Genomic DNA, 19,466 nt, shown 5'->3' on the forward strand with positions numbered 1-19,466 from the left:
GAATTCTCGGGATCGGGGCGGCACGGCGCGTCCAGCCAGGGTTGTACAACCGTGGGTTGATGCCGCGCGGGTGGTCGCCGACTAGATTCCAGTCGTGCTGTTCCTTCCCGGGTTCGTGACGGTCGCGAGTTGGCTCGCGACGGCGTACCCATGGGCCTGGTTCCTCTCCGACCAGGTGGGTGACCGGCAGTCGGCGCTGTTCCCACCGGATGTCCTCGGCTCCGGGCAGGGTCGCGCCGTCCTGGCGGTGGCGGCCGTGTCCGCGCTGGCCGGCGGCATCCTGTTGCGGCGCCGGCCGGCGCTCGCGTTCGCCCTCGTCCTGTCGAGCGTCATGATCCCTCCGCTGGCGTGGCAGCGCCCGGAGATCTGGTCACCGCAGATCATTCCGGTCGGCGTCGCCCTGGCGTCCCTCGCGCTGACCGCCACACGCCGCGTCGTCCTGGCCGCGGCCGGTCTCACCGTGTGCGTGCTCGCCGGTTTCCTGATCGCCCGGTTGACGCTGTCCGGCGAGGGAGGCACGCCGTCGGAGCCGTTCATGGCGGTGAGCACGTGCACGGCCGTGCTCGCGGGCCTGGTGATCCGCCAGTCCCGGGCGCAGGCCGCCGCCGCGCACCAGCGGGCCACCGCGGAGGCGATCACCGAGGAACGCCTGCGGATCGCCCGCGACCTGCACGACATGGTCGCCCACAACCTCGGAGCCATCGCGTTGCAGGCGGGCGCGGCGGGCCGCGTGATGCAGTCCCAGCCGGAGGCCGCGCGGGAGGCCGTCGGCAGCATCGAGAGGATCGGCCGAGAGACCCTCTCGGGCGTGCGCCGGGTGGTCTCCGGTCTGCGCCTCTGCTCGCTGTCCGGTCTCGACCAGCTCATCGCCACGACGCGCGCGGCCGGCATAGCTGTCGACCTGCGGTGGGAGGGCCGGTCCCGCTCCCTGCCGATGGAGATCGACGCGGCGGCCTTCCGCATCGTCCAGGAGGCCGTCGCCAACGTGATCCACCACGCGGGCACGCCTGCCTGCCGCATCCTGATCAGCTGCCGCGAGTCCGAGCTGTTCGTCGAGGTCCTCGACGACGGCCGCGGCGCGGGCTCCCGTCTAGGCGCCGGCTTCGGCCTGACCGGCATGCGCGAACGCGTCGAACTCCTGCGCGGCACGATCACCACCGGGACACGCCCGGAAGGCGGCTTCCGGGTCGCGGCCCGCCTGCCCCTCCCGGCGGACGCCCCATGACCATCCGCCTGCTCGTCGCCGACGATCAGCCGCTGGTTCGATCGGCCCTACGGATGGTCGTCGCGGAGACCGACGACATCGAGCTCGTCGGCGAGGCGGCCACCGGCGACGAGGCGATCCACGTCACCGAGGCCCTGCGCCCCGACGTCGTCCTCATGGACCTCCGCATGCCCGGGACCGACGGCATCGAGGCCACCCGCCACATCACCGGCTCCTCACCCTCGACCCACGTCCTGGTCCTGACCACCTTCGACGACGACGAGCACCTTCACGGCGCCCTGCAAGCCGGAGCCGCCGGCTTCCTCGTCAAGGACATGGACCTGGACGACATCCTCGACGCCATCCGAACCGTCGCCGACGGCAACGGCCTGCTCGCCCCCAGCATCACCCGCCGCCTGATCTCATCGTTCGTCGAGTCCCGCGCGGGCTCCACCACGACCCGGCGCCCACTGACCGGCATCACCGACCGCGAACGCGAGGTGCTCACCCTCGTCGGCCGGGGCCTGTCGAACACAGAGATCGCCGCCGACCTGTTCCTGAGCCACGCGACAGTGAAGACCTACGTGACGCGGCTGCTGAGCAAGCTGAACGCCAGAGACCGGGTGCAGCTGGTCATCGCCGCCTACGAGGCAGGCCTGGTCGCCGTCACCTGACCAGCCGCCGGCTCGCATCTCCCGCCGGCGGCTCGTTGGTCTGGGCGGGGGGTGTCCATCATGATCGGTGGGTGGTTCAGCTGATCGTGTTTGTCGGGGTGTTGCCGTTCTGGTGGTTGGTGGCGCGGCCGGGACGGGACCGGTGGGCCGGTCTCGGGGTGCTGGGTGGGTGGGCGGCGGGGTCGGCGGTGCTGGCCGCTGCCTATCCGCGGGTCAGCTGGGAGCTGGCGTTCGCCGCACTGCCGGTGTCGGTGCTGATCGTGGCGCGGCTGCGGGATCCCGAACGCCCGCGGTCGTGGCCGTTTCGCGTGCTGGTCGTTCTGACGGTGGTGCTCGGCCTCGTCTCCGTGCCGCTGCTGCTCTCCGAGCAGAACCCGGCTGAGCCGCCGGCCGGGGTGGTGCTGCCGCTGCCGGAGGGGCTGGTGGCGACCGAGGGCTACGGCGGCGGGGACTGTGGGACGGACGTGTGCAGCACGTTCGTGGCGGTGGGCGGGCGACCGGGGCAGACACCCGACGATCTGCTGGCGGAGACGCGGCGGCATCTGAGTGGGCGGGGCTTCGCCGAGGAGTGCCGGCGGACGGGGCTGTTGCTGGACCGGCGGGAGTTGTGTGCGCTGGCCACGATGCACGAGGACCAGGTGCTGATCAGGCTGCAGTCGGTGCGCGGCGAAGGTTTCTGACCGGTAAACACACTGTTGAATTGGGAGCGCTCCCATGTAACGATGACGGTCACTTTCCTGGCGAGGAAGCGGCAAAGTCATGATGAAGAAACTCCTCACCACCCTGTCGGCCGTCGCGCTCGGTGCCGGCCTGCTCTGGGTGGCGTCCCCATCGGATGCGGCAGCGGCGCCGCCCTACAGTTACGGCGAGGCGCTGCAGAAGTCGCTCCTCTTCTACGAGGCTCAGATCTCCGGCAAGAAGCCGAGCTGGAACCGGGTGTCCTGGCGGGGTGACTCGGCGATGCGGGACGGCTCGGACGCGGGGCTCGATCTGACCGGCGGGTGGTATGACGCGGGCGACCACGTCAAGTTCGGCCTGCCGATGGCGTTCACGACGACGATGCTGGCGTGGGGCGCGGTGGAGAACCGGGCGGCCTACAGCAGCAGCGGGCAGCTGACCCACCTGCTGAACAACCTGCGCGTGCCGAACGACTACTTCATCAAGGCTCACCCGTCGGCGGACGTGCTCTACGGCCAGGTGGGCAAGGGCGACGACGACCACAAGTGGTGGGGACCGGCCGAGGTGATGCCGATGGCGCGCCCCGCGTACAAAATCGATGCGACCTGTGGCGGCAGCGAGCTGGCGGCGGAGACGGCGGCCGCGATGGCAGCAAGCTCGCTGGTCTTCCGCCCGACCGACCCGGGCTATGCCGACACCCTGCTCACGCACGCCAAGCAGCTGTATTCGTTCGCGGACCGGGTCCGCAAGATGTACCACGAGTGCATCACGGACGCGACGTCGTTCTACAGGTCGTGGAGCGGTTACGCCGACGAGCTGGTGTGGGGCGCGATCTGGCTGCACCGGGCGACCGGCGACGCGTCCTATCTGGCGAAGGCCGAGGCCGGGTACGACGCGCAGGGCAACGAGAACCAGACCACGACCAAGATGTACAAGTGGACGATCAGCTGGGACAACAAGCAGTACGGAAACTATGTCCTGCTGGCACAGCTGACCGGCAAGCAGAAGTACCTGGACGACGCGAACCGCTGGCTCGACTGGTTCACCGTGGGCGTCAACGGGGAGAAGGTGCGCACCTCGCCGGGCGGCATGGTGGTGGTCGACTCCTGGGGCGCGCTGCGCTATGCGGCGAACACGGCGTTCGTCGCGCTCGTCCACAGTGATCATCTGAGCGACGCGACGCGCAAGCAGCGCTACCACGACTTCGCGGTCCGGCAGATCAATTACGCCCTGGGCGACAACCCGCGCAGCTCCAGCTATGTGATCGGGTTCGGCGCCAATTCACCCAAGAACCCCCATCACCGTACGGCGCACGGCAGCTGGTGGGACAGCCAGCAGGTGCCGGAGCAGACCCGCCATGTTCTGTACGGTGCTCTGGTCGGCGGCCCGTCCTCGCCCAATGACGCGTACACCGACAGTCGTGGCGACTATGTGATGAACGAGGTGGCCACCGATTACAACGCCGGGTTCACGTCCGCTGTGGCGCGACTCTACGGCGAGTTCGGCGGCGCTCCCCTGGCCGGCTTCCCGGTCGCGGAGAAGCCCGACATTTCGGAAATGTCGGTCGAAACGACGATTATGCAGAATGAGACCCGTTCGACCGGTGTCAAGGTGATCGTCTACAACAAGTCGGCGTTCCCGGCGCGGGCGCTGACCAGCGGGAAGTTCCGCTACTACTTCACCCGCGACGACAGCTCGGCCCTGCAGGTGAGCTCGCCGTACACGCAGGGCTGCCCGGGCCCGACGAGCGCGAGTCAGTACTCGGGCAACATCTGGTATGTCGAGGTGAACTGCACCGGCTACACGATCGCGCCGGCCGGGCAGTCGGCGCACCGGATGGAGGTCCAGCTCAAGATCGGTGTCGCCGAGGGCGGTACGTGGAACCCGGCCAACGACCCGTCCTACCAGGTGGCGGCCGGCGCCAACGCCGGTGTGCCGCTCTGGGACGGCGCGAACCTCGTGTGGGGCGCGGAACCGAACGGCGCGTCACCGTCCCCGTCGACGTCCGTCTCCCCGTCGGCGTCCGTCTCCCCGTCGGCCTCGGTGTCCCCGTCGGCCTCGGTCTCGCCGTCGGTGTCGGTCTCGCCGTCGGGCTCGGTGTCGCCGTCGGTGTCGCCTTCGCCGTCGCAGCCGGCCACCGGTTGCCGGGTCGGGTACTCGGTCAACGGCTGGAGCACCGGCTTCACCGCCACGGTCACCATCACCAACGGCTCCACGGCCGTGAACGGGTGGACGCTGACCTTTCCCTACACAGCGGGTCAGAAGGTCACCCAGGGCTGGTCGGCGAACGTCACCCAGTCCGGAACCCAGGTGACCGCCACGAACACCTCGTGGAACGGCAGTCTGGCAGCCGGCGCGACCGTGAGCTTCGGCTTCAACGGCACCCACACCGGCTCCAACCCGGCACCCACGTCGTTCACCCTGAACGGCACCGCCTGCACGATCGGATAGCCGACACCGCCGGGCCGGCGTTCGCCGGCCCGGCGCTCCCGACCAGATCTCATGACCCGGCGGCGGCGCGCACGTCGGCGCCGCACCCGGATCCCCGCCCCGCTCTCGAACACTTGCCATTGCTCGTACAAAAAAGAAAGCGCGAGCGAACCACCCGGATCAACCACAGCGAATGCGTTGGAGCCTCCTGCTACGTTGAGGGTCCACAATCGAGAGTCCGGTGGTGAGCATGTCCGAAAGCGCGGGCCGGGTGCTGCCCGTCTACCTGGTGGCCGACGAATCCCGATCGATGTCCCCGGTCGTGGATGAGCTCAATGCGGGGCTGCGGTCGCTGCATGACGCGCTGCTGCGAGAACCGCTCGCCGCCGCCAAGGTGCGCTTCTCGATCGTGGGCTTCTCCGAGGACGTGATCGTGCACTCGGCGCTGGCTGACCTGCGTAACGAGTCTTCGCTACCGCTGCTGTCGGTGCGGACGGGCACGGCATACGGTGTCGCGTTCACGCTGCTGCTCGATCGGATCCCGGCGGACGTGCGGGCGCTCAAGCGGGAGGGATTCGCGGTGCACCGGCCGGCGGTGTTCTTCCTGAGCGACGGGCAGCCGACGGACGTCGGGCAGTGGGAGTCCGTTTACGATCAGCTGGTCGACCGGGAGCGCACGCCGACCGCGCCGAACATCATCGCCTGCGGCATCGGCGAGGCCCGCGCGGAGACGATCCTGCACGTGGCGACGCGGCCGGAGTTCGCGTTCGTGGCGACGCCGGGTGTCGAGGTGGGGCTGGCGATCGCCGAGTTCTGCACGGCCCTCACCCGCAGCGTGATCAAGAGCGGTCAGGCGGTCGGCGGCAACGACGCGGAGCTGGTCGTGGAGCGGCCGGACAGCTTCCGGATGGCCGTGGACGTGGTGTGAGCGAGAGCTTCGACTGGGCGTCCCCGTCGGTCGGTGAGGCCGCGCCGGCGTCGCCGGTGCTGGCGCCGGCGACCCAGCCCTACCGTCCGGACACGGTGATCGACGGCTGGGCGGCCGAGGGGTTCGAGGTGCGGGCGGCGTCGGTGCGCGGCGCCGGGCACCGGGCGTCCGGTGAGCCGCGGCAGGACGAGCTCGCGGTCGCCACGCACGAGGGCTCGCTGATCGCGGTGGTCGCGGACGGGGTGTCCAACGCGCCGCTGTCGCACCTCGGAGCCACGATGGTGTGCCGGACCGTGGTCGACTATCTGCAGCATGCCGAGGCCGAGATCGACTGGCACGACCTGCTGCGCTGCGCCGGTTGGTCCCTCGTGGAGTTCGCCGCCCGCCAGTCCGGCGGCGAGCCGGACCCGCAGCGTGCCGAGGCGCAGCTGGCCAGCACGGTGGTGGTGGCGCTGATCCGGCCGGCGGAGCCGGGGCGGGCGGTCGCGCACCTGGTCCGGGTCGGCGACTCGGACGCCTGGCGGCTGCGCGACGGCAAGTGGACACCGCTGTTCGAGTCGCTGACCCAGCCGGAGGACGAGCTGCTGCCCGACGGTGTGTCCGCGCTCCCCCGCGTGCCGTCGTCGGTGACGCCGGTCGAGGTTCCGCTGAGCACCGGGGACGTCCTGGTGCTGGGCACCGACGGGTTCGCCGAACCGCTCGGTGACGGCGGCGGCGAGGTGGGCCGGCTGTTCGGTGACGGGCTCGCCGATCCTCCGCCGCTGGCACGGCTGGCCTGGATGCTCGACTTCACCGGCGGGCCCTACGACGACGACCGCACCGTCCTGGCGATCTGGCCGACATGAGCGACCCACCCGTGCTCGAGGTGAACCTCGCCGATCTGGGACCGCGGACCCGGATCGGTGTCGGCGGGCAGGGCACGGTCTACGCGCTGACGGAACAGCCCGACGTGGTCTACAAGGAGTACGCGACACGGTTCGTCGACGACGTCGACGTGACCACGCTGAACCGGATGGTCCAGCTGGTGAGCTCGGCCGGTGACGACGCCGAGTCGCTGCTCAACCTGGCCGCGTGGCCGACCGCGGTGGTACGCAAGGAGGGCGTGGTCCGCGGCTTCCTGATGCCGCGGGTGCCGGGGCAGTTCACCGCGGAGATCGCGCTGCCGAGCGGGCGGTCGACCGTGCTCGCGCAGGCCCAGTTCCTGCTCAACAGCGGCGACTACCTGCGGGCCCGCGGCCTGCCGATCGACGACCGGCTGCGCCTGGAGTTCCTGCGCGACACCGGCGAGGCCCTGGCGCTGCTGCACCGGCTGGGAGTCGTCGTCGGTGACTTCTCGCCGAACAACCTGCTGTTCAGCCTGACCAGCCGGCCGCGCTGCTACTTCCTGGACTGCGACGCCATGCGGGTGGACGGCGACTCGGTGCTGGCGCAGGCCGAGACGCCGGAGTGGCACGTGCCGCTCGACGAGGAACTGGCCACGCCGGAGAGCGACGCGTTCAAGTTCGGGCTGCTGGCGGTCCGGCTGTTCGCCGGGGACCAGCAGGTGCGGGACCCGTCCGCGGCCCGGCGGCGGATGCGCACGGGGGTTTATCGCCTGGCGTCCCGGAGCCTGAGCGAGGATCCGGCGACACGGCCGAGCCCGGCGCAGTGGTTCGAGCAGCTGGACCGGGCGATCACCAGGACGCCGTCCTCGCCGCCCCCTCCTCCCCCGCCTCCCCCGCCGCCTCCCGAACCTCCTCGCCGGGCCGTCCCGGTCGTCACCCCGGCACCGCGGGCAGCGGTGGTACGGCGCTGGCTGCCCTGGGTCTTCCCGGCACTGATCGTCGTCTCGATCATCACCGGCATCTTCAACGGGGACGACGGCAGCCCCGCGCCGTACACCGGCACCGTGCCCCGTTACACCCTGCCGACCCTCGACATACCGCGCCTCGGTGAACCCGTGGGTGGCTCGACCGCCCGGCCGGGACTGGGCCTGCCGAGCGGCTATCCGTGGCTGAGCTTCCCGGCCTTCCCGCCGCCGGTCACCTTCGACTCGTCAAGGCTGCCGTCGGTCCTCTGCCTGCTCCCGAAGATCACGGTCGCCTCGGGGATCAACTCCCAGAGCGCCCGGGTGAAGCGGGCGTCCGACGAGGTCGGCGGCTTCCTCTGCGCGATCAACAACGAGAGCACCGACACCGCGCTGGCCGCGCTGCCGAACAAGACCCAGCGCGGCCGCCTGCAGAAGCTGATCTCGGCGGGGCCGTTCCGGGCCGCGAAGATCATTGGGGTACGCGGAAACCCGGCTCAGGTCAACGTGGTGTTCGTCCCGACCGGCGAGGACCCCTCGGCCTGCTGGCGTTCGCGGCTGACGCTGGCCAAGGAGGAGGATGTCGCGTCGATCACCGCGCCGGAACGGTACTCCTGCCCGTAACCGCTGGCGCCCTTGTGCAGCAGATCGTTGATCGCGTCGGCGGTCGCGGCGTCCAGCGCGTGACCCTCCTCGATCGGGAAGCCGAGCTCGGTGACCAGGTGGCGGTGATGCAGGTCCACGGTCGCCTCGACGACGTCGGCGAACAGGGCCGACGCGTTGCGTGCCCGCCACCAGGTGAGCAGGCCGATGCCGAGGGCCAGCGGCGCGGCGGGCCACCACCAGCCGGCCAGCCCGAGGTAGAGCACCGCCCAGCCGCCCATCGTCGCGGCCCGGTCGAAGCGGTCCCTCGCCTGCGTCACGGGAGTGCGGTGGTCGGGGCTGATCAGCAGCCAGAGGCGCGGCCAGATGAGGCCGAGGCGCAGGTTGTACTGCGCGGCGACGCGGTCGTCGGCCAGCCTGATCCGGTCGGCGATCCAGGTCGGCCGGGCCGGCAGATAGACGGCGGGGACCACACGCTGCTCCGCCCGCAGCTTCCGCTCCGCCCGCGCGCGGCGCCGTGCGGTCAGCGCCTGCCCGCCGGGCCAGTTCCCCAGCCATCCGAATCGGACAGCGGCGCCGGCCGCCTGAGCCGTGACGGCGGCCGCGGCGGCGACGGCCACGATCAGGACCGCGCAGACGATCGCGAGGCTGAGCCGGTCCTTGAGCCTGTCCATCGCGTCGGCCGCCGCGAGTGCGGCACCGCGTACGTCAAGCACGCCGTGCCGGCCCGGCAGCACGGCGAACGCCGCCACCGCGCACCACAGCAGACCGGGACCGAGCGCCCGGGTCAGCCACCGATCGGTCAGCCGGCGGCCGACCTCACCCAGCAGGACGTCGATCATTGGCCGGACCGGTACGTCATCGGTGCCTCGGCCAGCGCGCACACCGGGACACGCCCGCGGTCGTCGCGCTGCGCACGCCGCGAGCACCGGTTGCGCGGGCACCGGTAGGCGCCGTCCAGGACCACCTCGCCGATGCCGGCCAGGTGCGCGCCCTCGACACCGGGCAGCGCCGGCGCGTTCTCCGCGTTGCGCTGATCGTCCACCTCGCCGACCAGCCCGAGCCGCCGGCACACCTCCACGACCGGCTCTCCGGCGGCCAGGTCACCGACCATCTCGTCGAGCTCGTCGGACCAGAGGCCCTCCTCGGCCCGCTCACGCAGCAACGGCAACGCCGCGCACAGCGATGCCAGCAGGCGACGGTCCCGTTTGTCCTCCACTCACGACACTCCCGTCTGTTGACGTCGCGGCCGGATTTGAATGTACTGAACTCGTGCCTGTCGCGGTGGACGAGATGATCGCGGCCTATGACAACAACGGCGACCTGAGCATCCTGACCGCGGCGGAGCGGGTGCTGCGCTCGCTCCCGCCGACGGTGGACACCCAGGTCTCGCTCTCGGTCGTGCTGCTGCGGCGGGGACGGGCGACCGGCGAGATCGGCTACCTCGAGGACGCCCTGGCCGAGGCGCGCAGCGCGAGCGCGATGGCACCCCCGGGCGATCCGCTGTGGGCGGTCGTACAGGGCCAGATCTCGTGGGCGCTGTCCACCCGCTACGAGTTCGACCGCCGGGAGGCGGACCTGACGGCGGCGATGCGGTACGCGGCGAGCGCGATCGAAACCCTCGACGAGGAGGATCCCGCACTTCCGGACCTGGTGGTGCGGTGCGTCAACGCGTACCGGCTCGGCTTCGAGCGCTTCGGCCGGCTCGCGGACATCGACACCGCGGTCCGGCTGGCCCGGTTGCTCGGCCGGTCCACCACCGACCCGGACCAGATCCTCGGCGCCCGGCAGTCCTTGGCGGCCTGCCTCGCGCTGCGTTTCGCGCGCACCGGCGACCACGCCGACATCGACGAGGCGGCCCGCCACTGCCGGGACGCGATGGACACCGTGCCGCGCCGGCACATCGACCGGATCGCGCTGGCCAGCACCATGACGTACGTGCTGATGCAGCGCTGGGTCCGCGGCGAGGGCGGTGAACAGGACCTCCGGGAGGCGATCCAGATCAGCCGGGAGATCGTCACCGACCTGCCGAAGGGGGAGGCGTTCCGGGCGCAGCTGCTGGCCAACCACGCCAGTCTGCTGTTCATCCAGGCGCTCGAGGGCGAGTCGTCGACGCACCTGGAAGAGGCGGTCCGGCGGGCCAGGGAGGCGGTCGACGCGCAGTCCGGCGGCGCGAACCGGGCCGGTCATCTGGCCAACCTGGCCAACCTCCTGCTCGTGCAGGCCCGGCTCGGCAGCGACCCGGCCGGCGTACGGGCGGCGGTCGAGATGGGCAAGGCCGCGCTGGCCGGGCTCTCACCGGGCAACCCGGACCGGGCCCGCGCCCTGAACATCCTCGGCTCGGCCCTGCGCATCCAGCACCTCGTCGACCACGACCCGGCCGACCTGGACGCCGCGGTCGGCATGTGGCGCTCGGCGGCCGGCTCGCGGGTCGGGCCGGTCGAGTTCCGGATGGCCGCGGCACGCAACCTGGCGCGGGCCGGCGGCGAGATCGGAGACGTCGCGCTGGCGCTGGAAGCGCACAGCACGGCCATCGGGCTGCTGCCGCTGCTGGCATGGCGCGGGCTGGACCGTTCGGTGCAGGAGAAACGGCTCACCGAGACGGCCGGGCTGGCCGGTGACGCCGCGGCCTGGGCGCTCGCGGCGGGACAGCCGGAACGTGCTGTCGAGCTCCTGGAGCAGGGTCGTCAGGTGTTGTGGTCGCAGGCCGTACAGACCCGCAGCGACCTGTCCCTGCTGTCGGTGGTGGCGCCGGAGCTGGCCGCCGAACTGGATCAGGTCCGGCGGGAGCTGGACGGGGCGGAGGCGGCGCCTACCGTACGCATCCCGGCCGGGCCCGGCGACCAGCGCGTCTGGCAGATCGGCAACGAGCTGCTCACCAGCGCGATCGGCGGCCCCACCCGGTCCGACACCGCCGACGCGGGCCACCAGCGGCGCCTCGCGGAGCGCTGGGAGGAACTGGTCGCCGCCGCGCGCCTGCAGCCGGGCCTCGCCGGCTTCCTGGCCACACTGTCGCTCGACGACCTGCGCCCGGCCGCCGCCGGCGGCGCGGTGGTGCTGGTCAACACATCGGTACGGCGCAGCGACGCCCTCATCGTCACCACCACCGGCGTCCACCCGGTGCCACTACCGTGGCTGACGAGCGAGGCGGCCCAGAAACGCGCGGCGGCACTGCTCTCCGCCCAGCGCGAGGCCGAGTCGCGCGGCGGCGGCGCGGTGGCGCGGGCGGCGCTGCGCCAGACCCTCGTCTCGATCCAGCGCTGGCTCTGGGACACCGTCGCCGAGCCGGTCTGCACCGCCCTGGCGACGATCGCCCCGGCCGGCCCCGACGGGCGCCACCGGGTGTGGTGGTGCCCCACCGGCCCGTTGACGATGCTGCCGCTGCACGCCGCCGGCCGGTTCGGCTCCGCCCTGACGGCCAGGAGACGGCTATCGGTGGCGGCCCGGTGCGTCTCGTCCTACACACCCAGCCTGTCGGCACTGTCCCGGGCACGCTCGGCCCCCGCCCTGCCCGGCCCACCCCGGGCGTTCGCGGTCGGACTCGGGTCGCTGCCCGGCCAGGCCCCGCTGCCCGCGGTCAACGACGAGCTGCGAGCGGTCAGCTCCCACGTACCGGGCCTGCGCATCCTGAGCGGCCGCAGCGCGACGGTCGCCTCGGTGCTGGCAGCGCTGGAGGACCACACCTGGGCACACTTCGCCTGCCACGGCGAACAGGACTTCGAGAAGCCGAGCGCGGGCGCCCTGCGCCTCGTGGACGGCCGCCTGAGCGTCCTCGACCTGGCGGGAACGGCCCGGGACCGGGGCGCGGCACTGGCCGACCTGGCCTATCTGTCGGCGTGCCGGACGGCGGCGGGCGGCCGGGACCTGCCGGACGAGGCGATCCATCTGACGGCGGCGCTGCAACTGGCGGGGTTCCGGCATGTGATCGGGAGTCAGTGGGCGGTCTCGGACCGGGTGGCGGCGCAGGTGGCGGGCGATGTCTACGCGACGCTGGCCTCGGACGGCCGGTTGGACGCGACCCGGGCGGCATATGCGCTGGACGCGGCCATCGAGCGGGTCAGACAGGAACAGCCGGACCGGCCGGATCTGTGGGCGGCACTGATCCACACGGGCCCGTGACGCCGCGCGTCACGCGGTCAGCCGCCAGACACGAACGCGCCCGTCCGTCCAGCCCACGGCGAGCCTCCCACTGTCCGGGCTGAACGCCAAGCTGTTGATCTCGGCGAGGTCGAGATCGAAGTTCACGGTGTTCCTCCACCGGTCCGCGTTCCACACCCTCAGCCGCCTGGTGTTGTCCTCGAGGCCGGTGCCCCAGACGGTCGCAAGGCGGCTGCCGTCCGGGCTGAACTCGGCATAACGGATGCGGTCACTCGGCCGGGCCAGGTCACCCGACTTCGCCCGGGACGCCAATCCGTCGGCGAACAGCGTGCCGGGCAACTGGATGTCACCGGAGAAGTCCTTGTACCCCGGTGTCCCTGAGACGACCATGGTCCAATCCGGCGCCAGCGCCTGAATCGTGCGCACGTCGGGCAGGGCGTGCCGGCTGACCCGCTTCCCCGACGGAACACTCTCGACGATCAGCGTGTTGCTCCGGCTCATCGTGGCAGCCTCCGTGCTGTCACGGCTGAAGACGGGTGGGAACGCCCACTCGACGGCGAGGGTGCGCACGAAGGACCGCCGAGCCACGTTCCACAGGTTGACCCGATCGCCACCCGCGGTCGCGATCAGCCGGCCGTCCGGGCTGAGGTGGATGTGACGACCGCCGCTGGACGACTGCGACGTCCAGGGAGAGAGGATCCGGGGACCGGTCCGGAAGGGCGCCTCCCAGATTCCGACCTCCCCGGCTTCCTCGAACAGTGCCACCACAGTCCGCTGGTCGGACGCCAGCTGGATCGAGGTGGCGTCGATGCCGACAGCGAGCGACCTCGCGGTCGTGCCCGTCGCCAGGTCGATCCAATGAAGCCACTGCTGGTCCATGGAGATCAGGCTTCGGCCGTCCGGAGTGAACGCCAGTGCCGTACCCCGAACCCGTTTGACCTGCCTGCCCGTACCGGTATCGACGATGACGGTGGTATCCGCTCCGCTTGCCGCGAGCAGGGATCCGTCTCGGCTGAACACCAGGTTCTCGGGAAGCGACGGCGGAACGATCGTCAGATGGTCCGGCTGCGCCCTCGCCAGCGGCACCGCGAGAGCCGCGGACAGTCCGAGCACGGCGACCACGACCGCCGCCACAGCAGGGCGGCGGGCGAGCCTTCGCCGGTGTCCGGCCGGTCGCGCCCGCTGCCCGGTGGCCATCTGGTCCTGAACCTCGGCGTGCCGGAACTGATAGACCGATCCGGCCTGACGGAGGACTTGGCGGCGGTGCGCGAGGTCAAGCACGTCCAGCAGCCGTGGCCGACGAGACAGGCCACGGGCCGTTACCTCGACGAATCGGAGGATTCCCGGCGGACTGGCGATCCACACCGCATAGGCGAAGAACCACCCGACGGCTACGCCGAGAGCGAGTCCCGGAACGGCGCCCGCCGTCAGCGCGACGGGGAACGCGGTTCCGGCGGCGGCGAGAGCTCCCAACCCGCCACAGGCCTGAAGTGAAGAGCGCCGGCTCTCGGCGAAGGTGGATCGGGGGCTCGCCGCTGTCGCGCGATCCGCGGGGACGGCCCAGAGGTCGTACAAACCCAGAGCTACACCGATCGGCAGGCCCACCACGGCAAGGGTCAACAGGAACACACGAACGGCGGCGTCATATCCCACCGAGAGGAAGCTCATGAGGCCGGGCCCGTCGACCACGCCGTGCCGATAGGTGGCCCAGAGCGCATCGCCAAGCCTGGTCATGAGCGCACCGACGAGGCCGACAGTGGCAGCGGTGATCGACACTGTCCCTAGGAGACGGGCGATCTCGCGGCGGCCCGGAACGCTGGGGCGGAGAGTCTTCGGGCCGACAAGACGATCTGAGGCTCTCCCTCCGATCATCCACCCGGTGACCCAGACAAGCAGCATCATGCCGGGAACGAGCCGCGCCCAGTAGGCGGTCAAGAAGTCTCCGGCCGGCAACCCGGATCCGGTCCTGAACCACATGTTCGCCGCCAGAAGCAGCAGCAGGGTCAGGGCCGAGGCGACCGCCCCCGTGCGGAGGGCCGTCGAGACGACAAGTCGCGAGCGCGGCAGCGACGATGACAGCCGCCACCAGGCGATATCCCGATTGTCACCCAGGTTGCGGGCGATCCATCCCAGGAACCGGCCGGCCCGCTCCCGGTTGCGGGCGTCAGGGTACGCCTGGTCCATCAACCGTTCGATGAGGTGCGCGCGGACGGCCGCCGGTGTGGGGAACAATGCGGTGTCGACAAGTGCGACGGGATCGGAGTACCGGTAGGTGTCCCGGGCCAGGGTGAGTGTCAGCGGGTTGTTCAACGCCTGCGTGGCGGCACTCAGGGGATGCGAACGCAGGTAGGCTCCCACCACACGCCAGCGTTCTCGTTGCACGCCGACCTGGTCCCTGCCGAGATATCGGGCCGCCGTGGACGGCTTGACGGGCTGCAGCTCGACGACCGCGGCACCGTGGAGGCGGCCGGTCTCCAGGGCCTCGCGGTACTCGTCACGCCGACTGGTCAGAACAATGCGAATGTGGGTCGGCGTCTCGTCGATCCGGCGCAGCGCCGCTCCCCGCGACGCCGGCGGCATCTCGTCCAGCCCGTCCAGATATAAGGCTGCGCGCCCGCTGTTCACCAGCTCAGCGGCCGTTCGCGGCGAGAGATCTCGCGCCACGGTCTCGATCGCCCAGTCCGTGAGCGAGGTCGACACCGGATCCCAGCCGCCCATGGTGAGCCACACCGGGACCGGAATCTCCCGCGACGCGGGTTCCGGCACCCACCCCCGGTGTTCCAGTGCCGCGATCAGCAGCAGGATCATCGCTGCGGTCTTACCGGCGCCCGGCCGGCCGAGCAGCACCAGGCGACCGTGGGAAAGGCGTGCGTAAACCTCGTCGTGGAGGCGGTTCACCGTTCCCGAAGTCAGGGGCCCCGCTCCCTTGGTCGCTGCGACATCGGCTGGATCGGCGGCGACGTCGGTTTCACCCCACCTCCATCGGACCGTCGCCGGGGCGGGGGTCGCGATGCCACGCGCCGTCGCTTCTCCTCGCCACTGCTCGTTGACCATCTGCGCCAGCTTGCGGCAGGCCGTGTCCAGGTCCGTCCATGGCGGCGCCACGCCCTGGAAGGTGTTGTACTGGGTGTTGTGCGAGCCGACCTGCGCACCGTGCACCACGGCCGCACCGGAGTGAGCCGGGTCTGGACGCCGATCCGCCCCCATAACCGTCGACTGTGGTAGCAGCCGGCCCCGTGAGCGCCGTTCAGTCGGGAACGTGACCGCCTGTGCCGGTCAGGGTTGGGTGGTGTGGCGTAGGTCGTCGAGGCTGGTCCGCATGTCGAGGACGGTCTTGTGGGCCGGGCCGAGGACCGGTACGGCTTCGGTCAGGGCCCTCTCGTATTCGTCGATCGCCTCGGTTACGCGCCCGGCCGCCTGGCAGGCGTAGGCGACGTTCCGCCAGGACGCGAAGGTGTCCGGGTGGTCGTCGCCCAGCACGCGGCGCCGTTGTACCAGCACCGTTCGGTACTCGGCGATCGCCTCGTCGGTCCGGCCCTGCCACAGGTAGGCGCCGGCGAGGTTGTTGCGCACGGTCAGCGTGTCGGGGTGTTCCTCGCCGAGCACCCGCCGGCTGTCCGTCAGCGCCTTCTCGCACTCGTCGGTGGCCGCCTCGATCCGGCCGGCCGCCTGGTAGGCGGAGGCCAGGTTGATCCGCGACACGAGCGTGTCCGGATGGTCCTCGCCCAGTACTCGCCGCCGGTCCGCCAGGATCCGCTCGAACTCGTCGATCGCCTCGTCGACCCGGCCGACGAGCGTGTAGAGGTCCGCCACGTTGTTCCGTGACAACAGGGTGAAACGGTGGTCCTCGCCCAGCAGACGGCGGATGTCGGCCAGCGCCTTCTCGCACACGTCGATCGCCGCGTCGATCCGGCCGGCCGAGCGGTAGGCGAAGGCGAGGTTGCTCCGCGACACAAGGGCGTTCAGCTCGTCGGCGGGCAACACCCGCCGCTGATCCGCGACCAGCTTCTCCAGCTCCTCGACCGCCGCCTCCACCCGTCCGGCCGACTGATAGGCGTAGGCGAGATTGTTGCGGGCCGTGAGCGTGGTCGGATGATCCGCGCCGAGCAGCCGCTGCAGGTCGGACAGGACCCGCTCGAAGTCCTCGACCGCCCGCTTGGTCTGTCCCTGGTGCTGCCGGTAGGTGGCCGCGCGGTCGACGACGAACAGCATGTCATCGGACTCGTGGTCCTCGGGGAGACCTCGGTAGACGCTGTCGACGTGGTGCAGCAGGACGGTCCATCGCGGCCAGCCGCTGACGTTGCTGATCGGATCGGGCGGTATGGCGCGCTTGAGCAGGTCGGCCGCAAGGTCCTGCATCTTCGCCGTGGTGTCCGCCGTCTGCGCGTTGCGGGTGACGGCCTGCACCAGCCGGTGCACGCTCACCATCCCGGCCGCCCAGTTGATCATGCTGTAGGAGGCCAGCAGCGCCAGCGCGTCCGTGACGTCGACCGGTTCCTCCGCGAGCGGCGCGAGCACGTCGTCCGGCAGATCGTCCGGGGCCAGGCACGACAGCACGTCCAGGACCAGGCCGGCGAGCGCGTCCTGGCTCAGGATCGTGTCCATCGTGACCGACCACACCGCGGCCACGCTGCGGTCGGCCGCCCCACCGTATCCGGCGTTGCCCGCCGCCCGAGCGAACTGTGCGGTGACCAGGGCCCGGTAGTCGTCGAAGCTCGTCCCGCTGTGCTGACCGATGTAGGCGGCGGCCTGTTCCAGCGCCAGCGGCAGATCGCCGAGTTCGGCGGCGAGGCGGTCCGCGCCGTCGCGGTCGGTGTGGCCGGTCAGCCGGAGCAGGAGGTCGGCGCTGGCTTCGCGGTCGAGGACGCCCAGGCGCAGGGGTGCCAGGCCGAGCTTCGCCCAGATCGCCACGCCCAGGTCCCGCCGGGTCGTCACGATGACCTGTCCGCGGCCGCTGATCCTGCCCAGCAGGGCGGTGATGTCGGTGACGTCCTCGACGTTGTCCAGGACCAGCAGCCATCCTGAGTTGTCCTGCAGCCAGCCGGTCGCCCACGCCTCGGCGTCGGCGAGTGTCGCCACCGGATGAAGCTGGCGGGTCAGCGCCGCGAGTCCCAGGCCGAGGCTCTCGGGGCCGTCGGCGGTGATCCACCACACCAGGGAGTGGCGGGACAGACGGGCTCGGGCGTACTGGTTGACCAGTTCGCTCTTGCCGATGCCGCCCAGGCCGTGCACGGCCGCCTGGCCGACCACGACGCCGGTTTCGCCGTTCAGCCGGCCGGCTAGTTCCTCGAGGTCGCGGCCGACGAAGACCTTGGACTCGGGCGGCAGGTTGTGGACCACCGACCCGGCGCGGGGGGATTGTGGTGAGGGCAGACTCGCGGCGTCCACCCCCACGTTCACCTGCCGGTTGCCCGAGCCGATCTGCACGCCACTGCTGTGGCTGACCCGGGCCTCCGGCTCGCTCACCTGGTGATCACTCCTGGCAGAGAAGTCACATCGGACGACTACCAGGATTCCGTACGGGTGCGGGCCGCGCCACACCCGGCCGATCGAGCGTCAGGACGGGTGAACCTGGCGGACGTCGAGGTTGCGGAAGCGCGGGGGGCCGGTGCAGAGCTCGGCCATCTTGCGGGCGAAGGCGTCGGTGTCGGGGCGTTCGCTGTTCTCCATGGCGGTCTCGTAGGAGGGGAACTCGACGATCGTCACGTAGCGGTTCGGGTGGTCGCGGTCCTGGGTGATGGTGAGGCGGAAGCCGGGCGGCACCGTGTTCCCGGCCTCGGCCATGCGGGCGTCGCCCAGAGCCCGCATCTCTTCGGGGCGGTCGGTTTCGTACTCGATGATCTGGATAAATCCCATGATATCCCCACCCTGTCGCTGGTGACCGGAAAGTTAGCAGCTCAGGGGTGGTCCGTTCGGGTGACGAGGGCGGATCGGACCCCATCGGATGACGGCCGTCGCGGGCGGCGTCGCCCGGCGGAGCGGTCCGGCTGAGGCACAATTGAGACGTGGGGGACCTTCTGGACATCCGGCGGATCTATCTGGAGCCGGCCGCGGCGGAGCTGCCCCGGGGGCGGGAGATCCTGAGCCGATACCCGGACGCGACGATCGTCGAGGTGGAGAGCCACCAGCGGATCCCGGAACTGTACGGCGACGAGACGAACGTGCGGCGGTGGGTGCGGATCAAGCGGGAGGCCCTCGTCGTCGGGATCAAGAAGACGATGACCGCGCGGCCGAACGGGCGGTCGGCCGATTTCATCGCGCCTTCCACGTCGAACGGGTGCGCGATGGCCTGCGCCTACTGCTATGTGCCGCGGCACAAGGGGTACAGCAATCCGATCACGGTCTTCGCGAACATCGAGCGCGTTTGCGCGTACGTGAAAAGGCACGCGGCCCGGCAGGGCACCAAGCCGGAACCGAACCACTGTGATCCGGCCGATTGGGTCTATGACATCGGGGAGAACTCGGACTGCTCGGTGGACGCGCTGATCAGCGACAACGTGCGGGATCTGGTCGAACTGTTCCGCGAGACGCCAAACGCGAAGGCCAGTTTCGCCACGAAGTACGTGAATCGCGAAATGCTCGGCTGGGAACCGCGCGGGCGCACACGGATACGGTTCTCGCTGATGCCGCCGGCCGACGCGAAAGTGCTCGACATCCGCACCAGCGGAATCGCGGAACGCATCGCCGCGATCGACGATTTCGTGGCCGCCGGGTACGAGGTGCACGTCAACCTCAGCCCCGTTGTGGTACGCGAGGGATGGCTCGCCGACTGGGCCGGCCTGCTCGACCACCTGGACGCCGGAATCGGCCCCGAGGCGAAGAAACAGATCGCGGCCGAGGTCATCTTCCTCACCCACAATCGCGGCCTGCACGAGGTCAATCTCGGCTGGCACCCGCGCGCCGAGGAGCTCATCTGGCGCCCGGACCTGCAACAGCCCAAACGGTCCCAGAACGGCGATCTGAACGTCCGCTATCGCACCGGGTCGAAGGGTGAGTATGTCCGCGCCCTCTCCGGCCTGATCGCCGAGCGGGCGCCGTATCTACGGATTCGATACGCCTTCTGAC

The 19,466-nt window shown here is 70.8% G+C and carries 13 protein-coding genes; 9 read left to right on the forward strand and 4 right to left on the reverse strand.

Going from position 1 to position 19,466, the window contains the following annotated elements; genetic code table 11:
• Nucleotides 1-94: 94 nt before the first annotated feature.
• The 7 genes from AB0M02_RS37695 (at nucleotide 95) to AB0M02_RS37725 (ending at nucleotide 8,324) form a co-directional block, all read left to right on the forward strand.
• Nucleotides 95-1,225, forward strand: a complete 1,131-nt coding sequence (locus AB0M02_RS37695) for a sensor histidine kinase (protein WP_364236096.1) — start codon at nucleotides 95-97, stop codon at nucleotides 1,223-1,225.
• The gene (locus AB0M02_RS37700) at nucleotides 1,222-1,878 is read left to right on the forward strand and encodes a response regulator transcription factor (protein WP_364236099.1); all 657 of its coding nucleotides are present in this window, start codon (nucleotides 1,222-1,224) and stop codon (nucleotides 1,876-1,878) included. Before AB0M02_RS37695 ends, AB0M02_RS37700 begins: the two co-directional genes overlap by 4 nt.
• A gap of 71 nt (nucleotides 1,879-1,949) precedes the next feature.
• On the forward strand, nucleotides 1,950-2,558 hold the full coding sequence (locus tag AB0M02_RS37705; RefSeq protein WP_364236102.1) for a hypothetical protein: 609 nt from the start codon (nucleotides 1,950-1,952) through the stop codon (nucleotides 2,556-2,558).
• 82 nt (nucleotides 2,559-2,640) lie between these two features.
• Nucleotides 2,641-5,007 (forward strand): glycoside hydrolase family 9 protein, encoded by a 2,367-nt coding sequence (locus AB0M02_RS37710; protein WP_364236350.1) that lies wholly within the window; start codon nucleotides 2,641-2,643, stop codon nucleotides 5,005-5,007.
• 229 nt (nucleotides 5,008-5,236) lie between these two features.
• Nucleotides 5,237-5,914, forward strand: a complete 678-nt coding sequence (locus tag AB0M02_RS37715) for a hypothetical protein (RefSeq protein WP_364236352.1) — start codon at nucleotides 5,237-5,239, stop codon at nucleotides 5,912-5,914.
• Nucleotides 5,911-6,759 carry a protein phosphatase 2C domain-containing protein gene (locus tag AB0M02_RS37720; RefSeq protein ID WP_364236103.1) on the forward strand — a complete coding sequence of 283 codons (849 nt, stop codon included), beginning with the start codon at nucleotides 5,911-5,913 and terminating at the stop codon, nucleotides 6,757-6,759. Before AB0M02_RS37715 ends, AB0M02_RS37720 begins: the two co-directional genes overlap by 4 nt.
• Complete coding sequence (locus AB0M02_RS37725; protein WP_364236104.1) at nucleotides 6,756-8,324, forward strand: hypothetical protein; 1,569 nt, start codon at nucleotides 6,756-6,758, stop codon at nucleotides 8,322-8,324. Before AB0M02_RS37720 ends, AB0M02_RS37725 begins: the two co-directional genes overlap by 4 nt.
• Before the next feature lie 817 nt (nucleotides 8,325-9,141).
• On the opposite strand, the gene AB0M02_RS37730 is transcribed toward AB0M02_RS37725, so the two are convergent.
• Entirely contained in the window at nucleotides 9,142-9,522 is a 381-nt protein-coding gene (locus AB0M02_RS37730; protein ID WP_364236106.1) for a hypothetical protein, read from the reverse strand.
• A 53-nt stretch (nucleotides 9,523-9,575) separates the two neighbouring features.
• Between AB0M02_RS37730 and AB0M02_RS37735 the strand changes: the two genes are divergently transcribed.
• A complete protein-coding gene (locus tag AB0M02_RS37735; RefSeq protein WP_364236108.1) occupies nucleotides 9,576-12,422 on the forward strand; it encodes a CHAT domain-containing protein in 2,847 nt (948 codons plus the stop codon).
• A gap of 9 nt (nucleotides 12,423-12,431) precedes the next feature.
• Here AB0M02_RS37735 and AB0M02_RS37740 read toward each other — a convergent pair whose 3' ends face one another.
• From AB0M02_RS37740 to AB0M02_RS37750, 3 genes are all read right to left on the reverse strand, one after another.
• On the reverse strand, nucleotides 12,432-15,563 hold the full coding sequence (locus tag AB0M02_RS37740; RefSeq protein WP_364236111.1) for a hypothetical protein: 3,132 nt from the start codon (nucleotides 15,561-15,563) through the stop codon (nucleotides 12,432-12,434).
• A 114-nt stretch (nucleotides 15,564-15,677) separates the two neighbouring features.
• Complete coding sequence (locus AB0M02_RS37745; protein WP_364236113.1) at nucleotides 15,678-17,867, reverse strand: tetratricopeptide repeat protein; 2,190 nt, start codon at nucleotides 17,865-17,867, stop codon at nucleotides 15,678-15,680.
• Nucleotides 17,868-17,957: 90 nt separating this feature from the next.
• Nucleotides 17,958-18,257 carry a hypothetical protein gene (locus AB0M02_RS37750; protein WP_364236114.1) on the reverse strand — a complete coding sequence of 100 codons (300 nt, stop codon included), beginning with the start codon at nucleotides 18,255-18,257 and terminating at the stop codon, nucleotides 17,958-17,960.
• A gap of 149 nt (nucleotides 18,258-18,406) precedes the next feature.
• On the opposite strand from AB0M02_RS37750, the gene AB0M02_RS37755 reads away from it, so the two are divergent.
• Nucleotides 18,407-19,465 carry a spore photoproduct lyase family protein gene (locus AB0M02_RS37755; protein WP_364236115.1) on the forward strand — a complete coding sequence of 353 codons (1,059 nt, stop codon included), beginning with the start codon at nucleotides 18,407-18,409 and terminating at the stop codon, nucleotides 19,463-19,465.
• Nucleotide 19,466 lies beyond the last annotated feature (1 nt).

Source organism: Actinoplanes sp. NPDC051861 (genome assembly GCF_040681145.1).
Classification (GTDB): Bacteria; Actinomycetota; Actinomycetes; order Mycobacteriales; family Micromonosporaceae; genus Actinoplanes.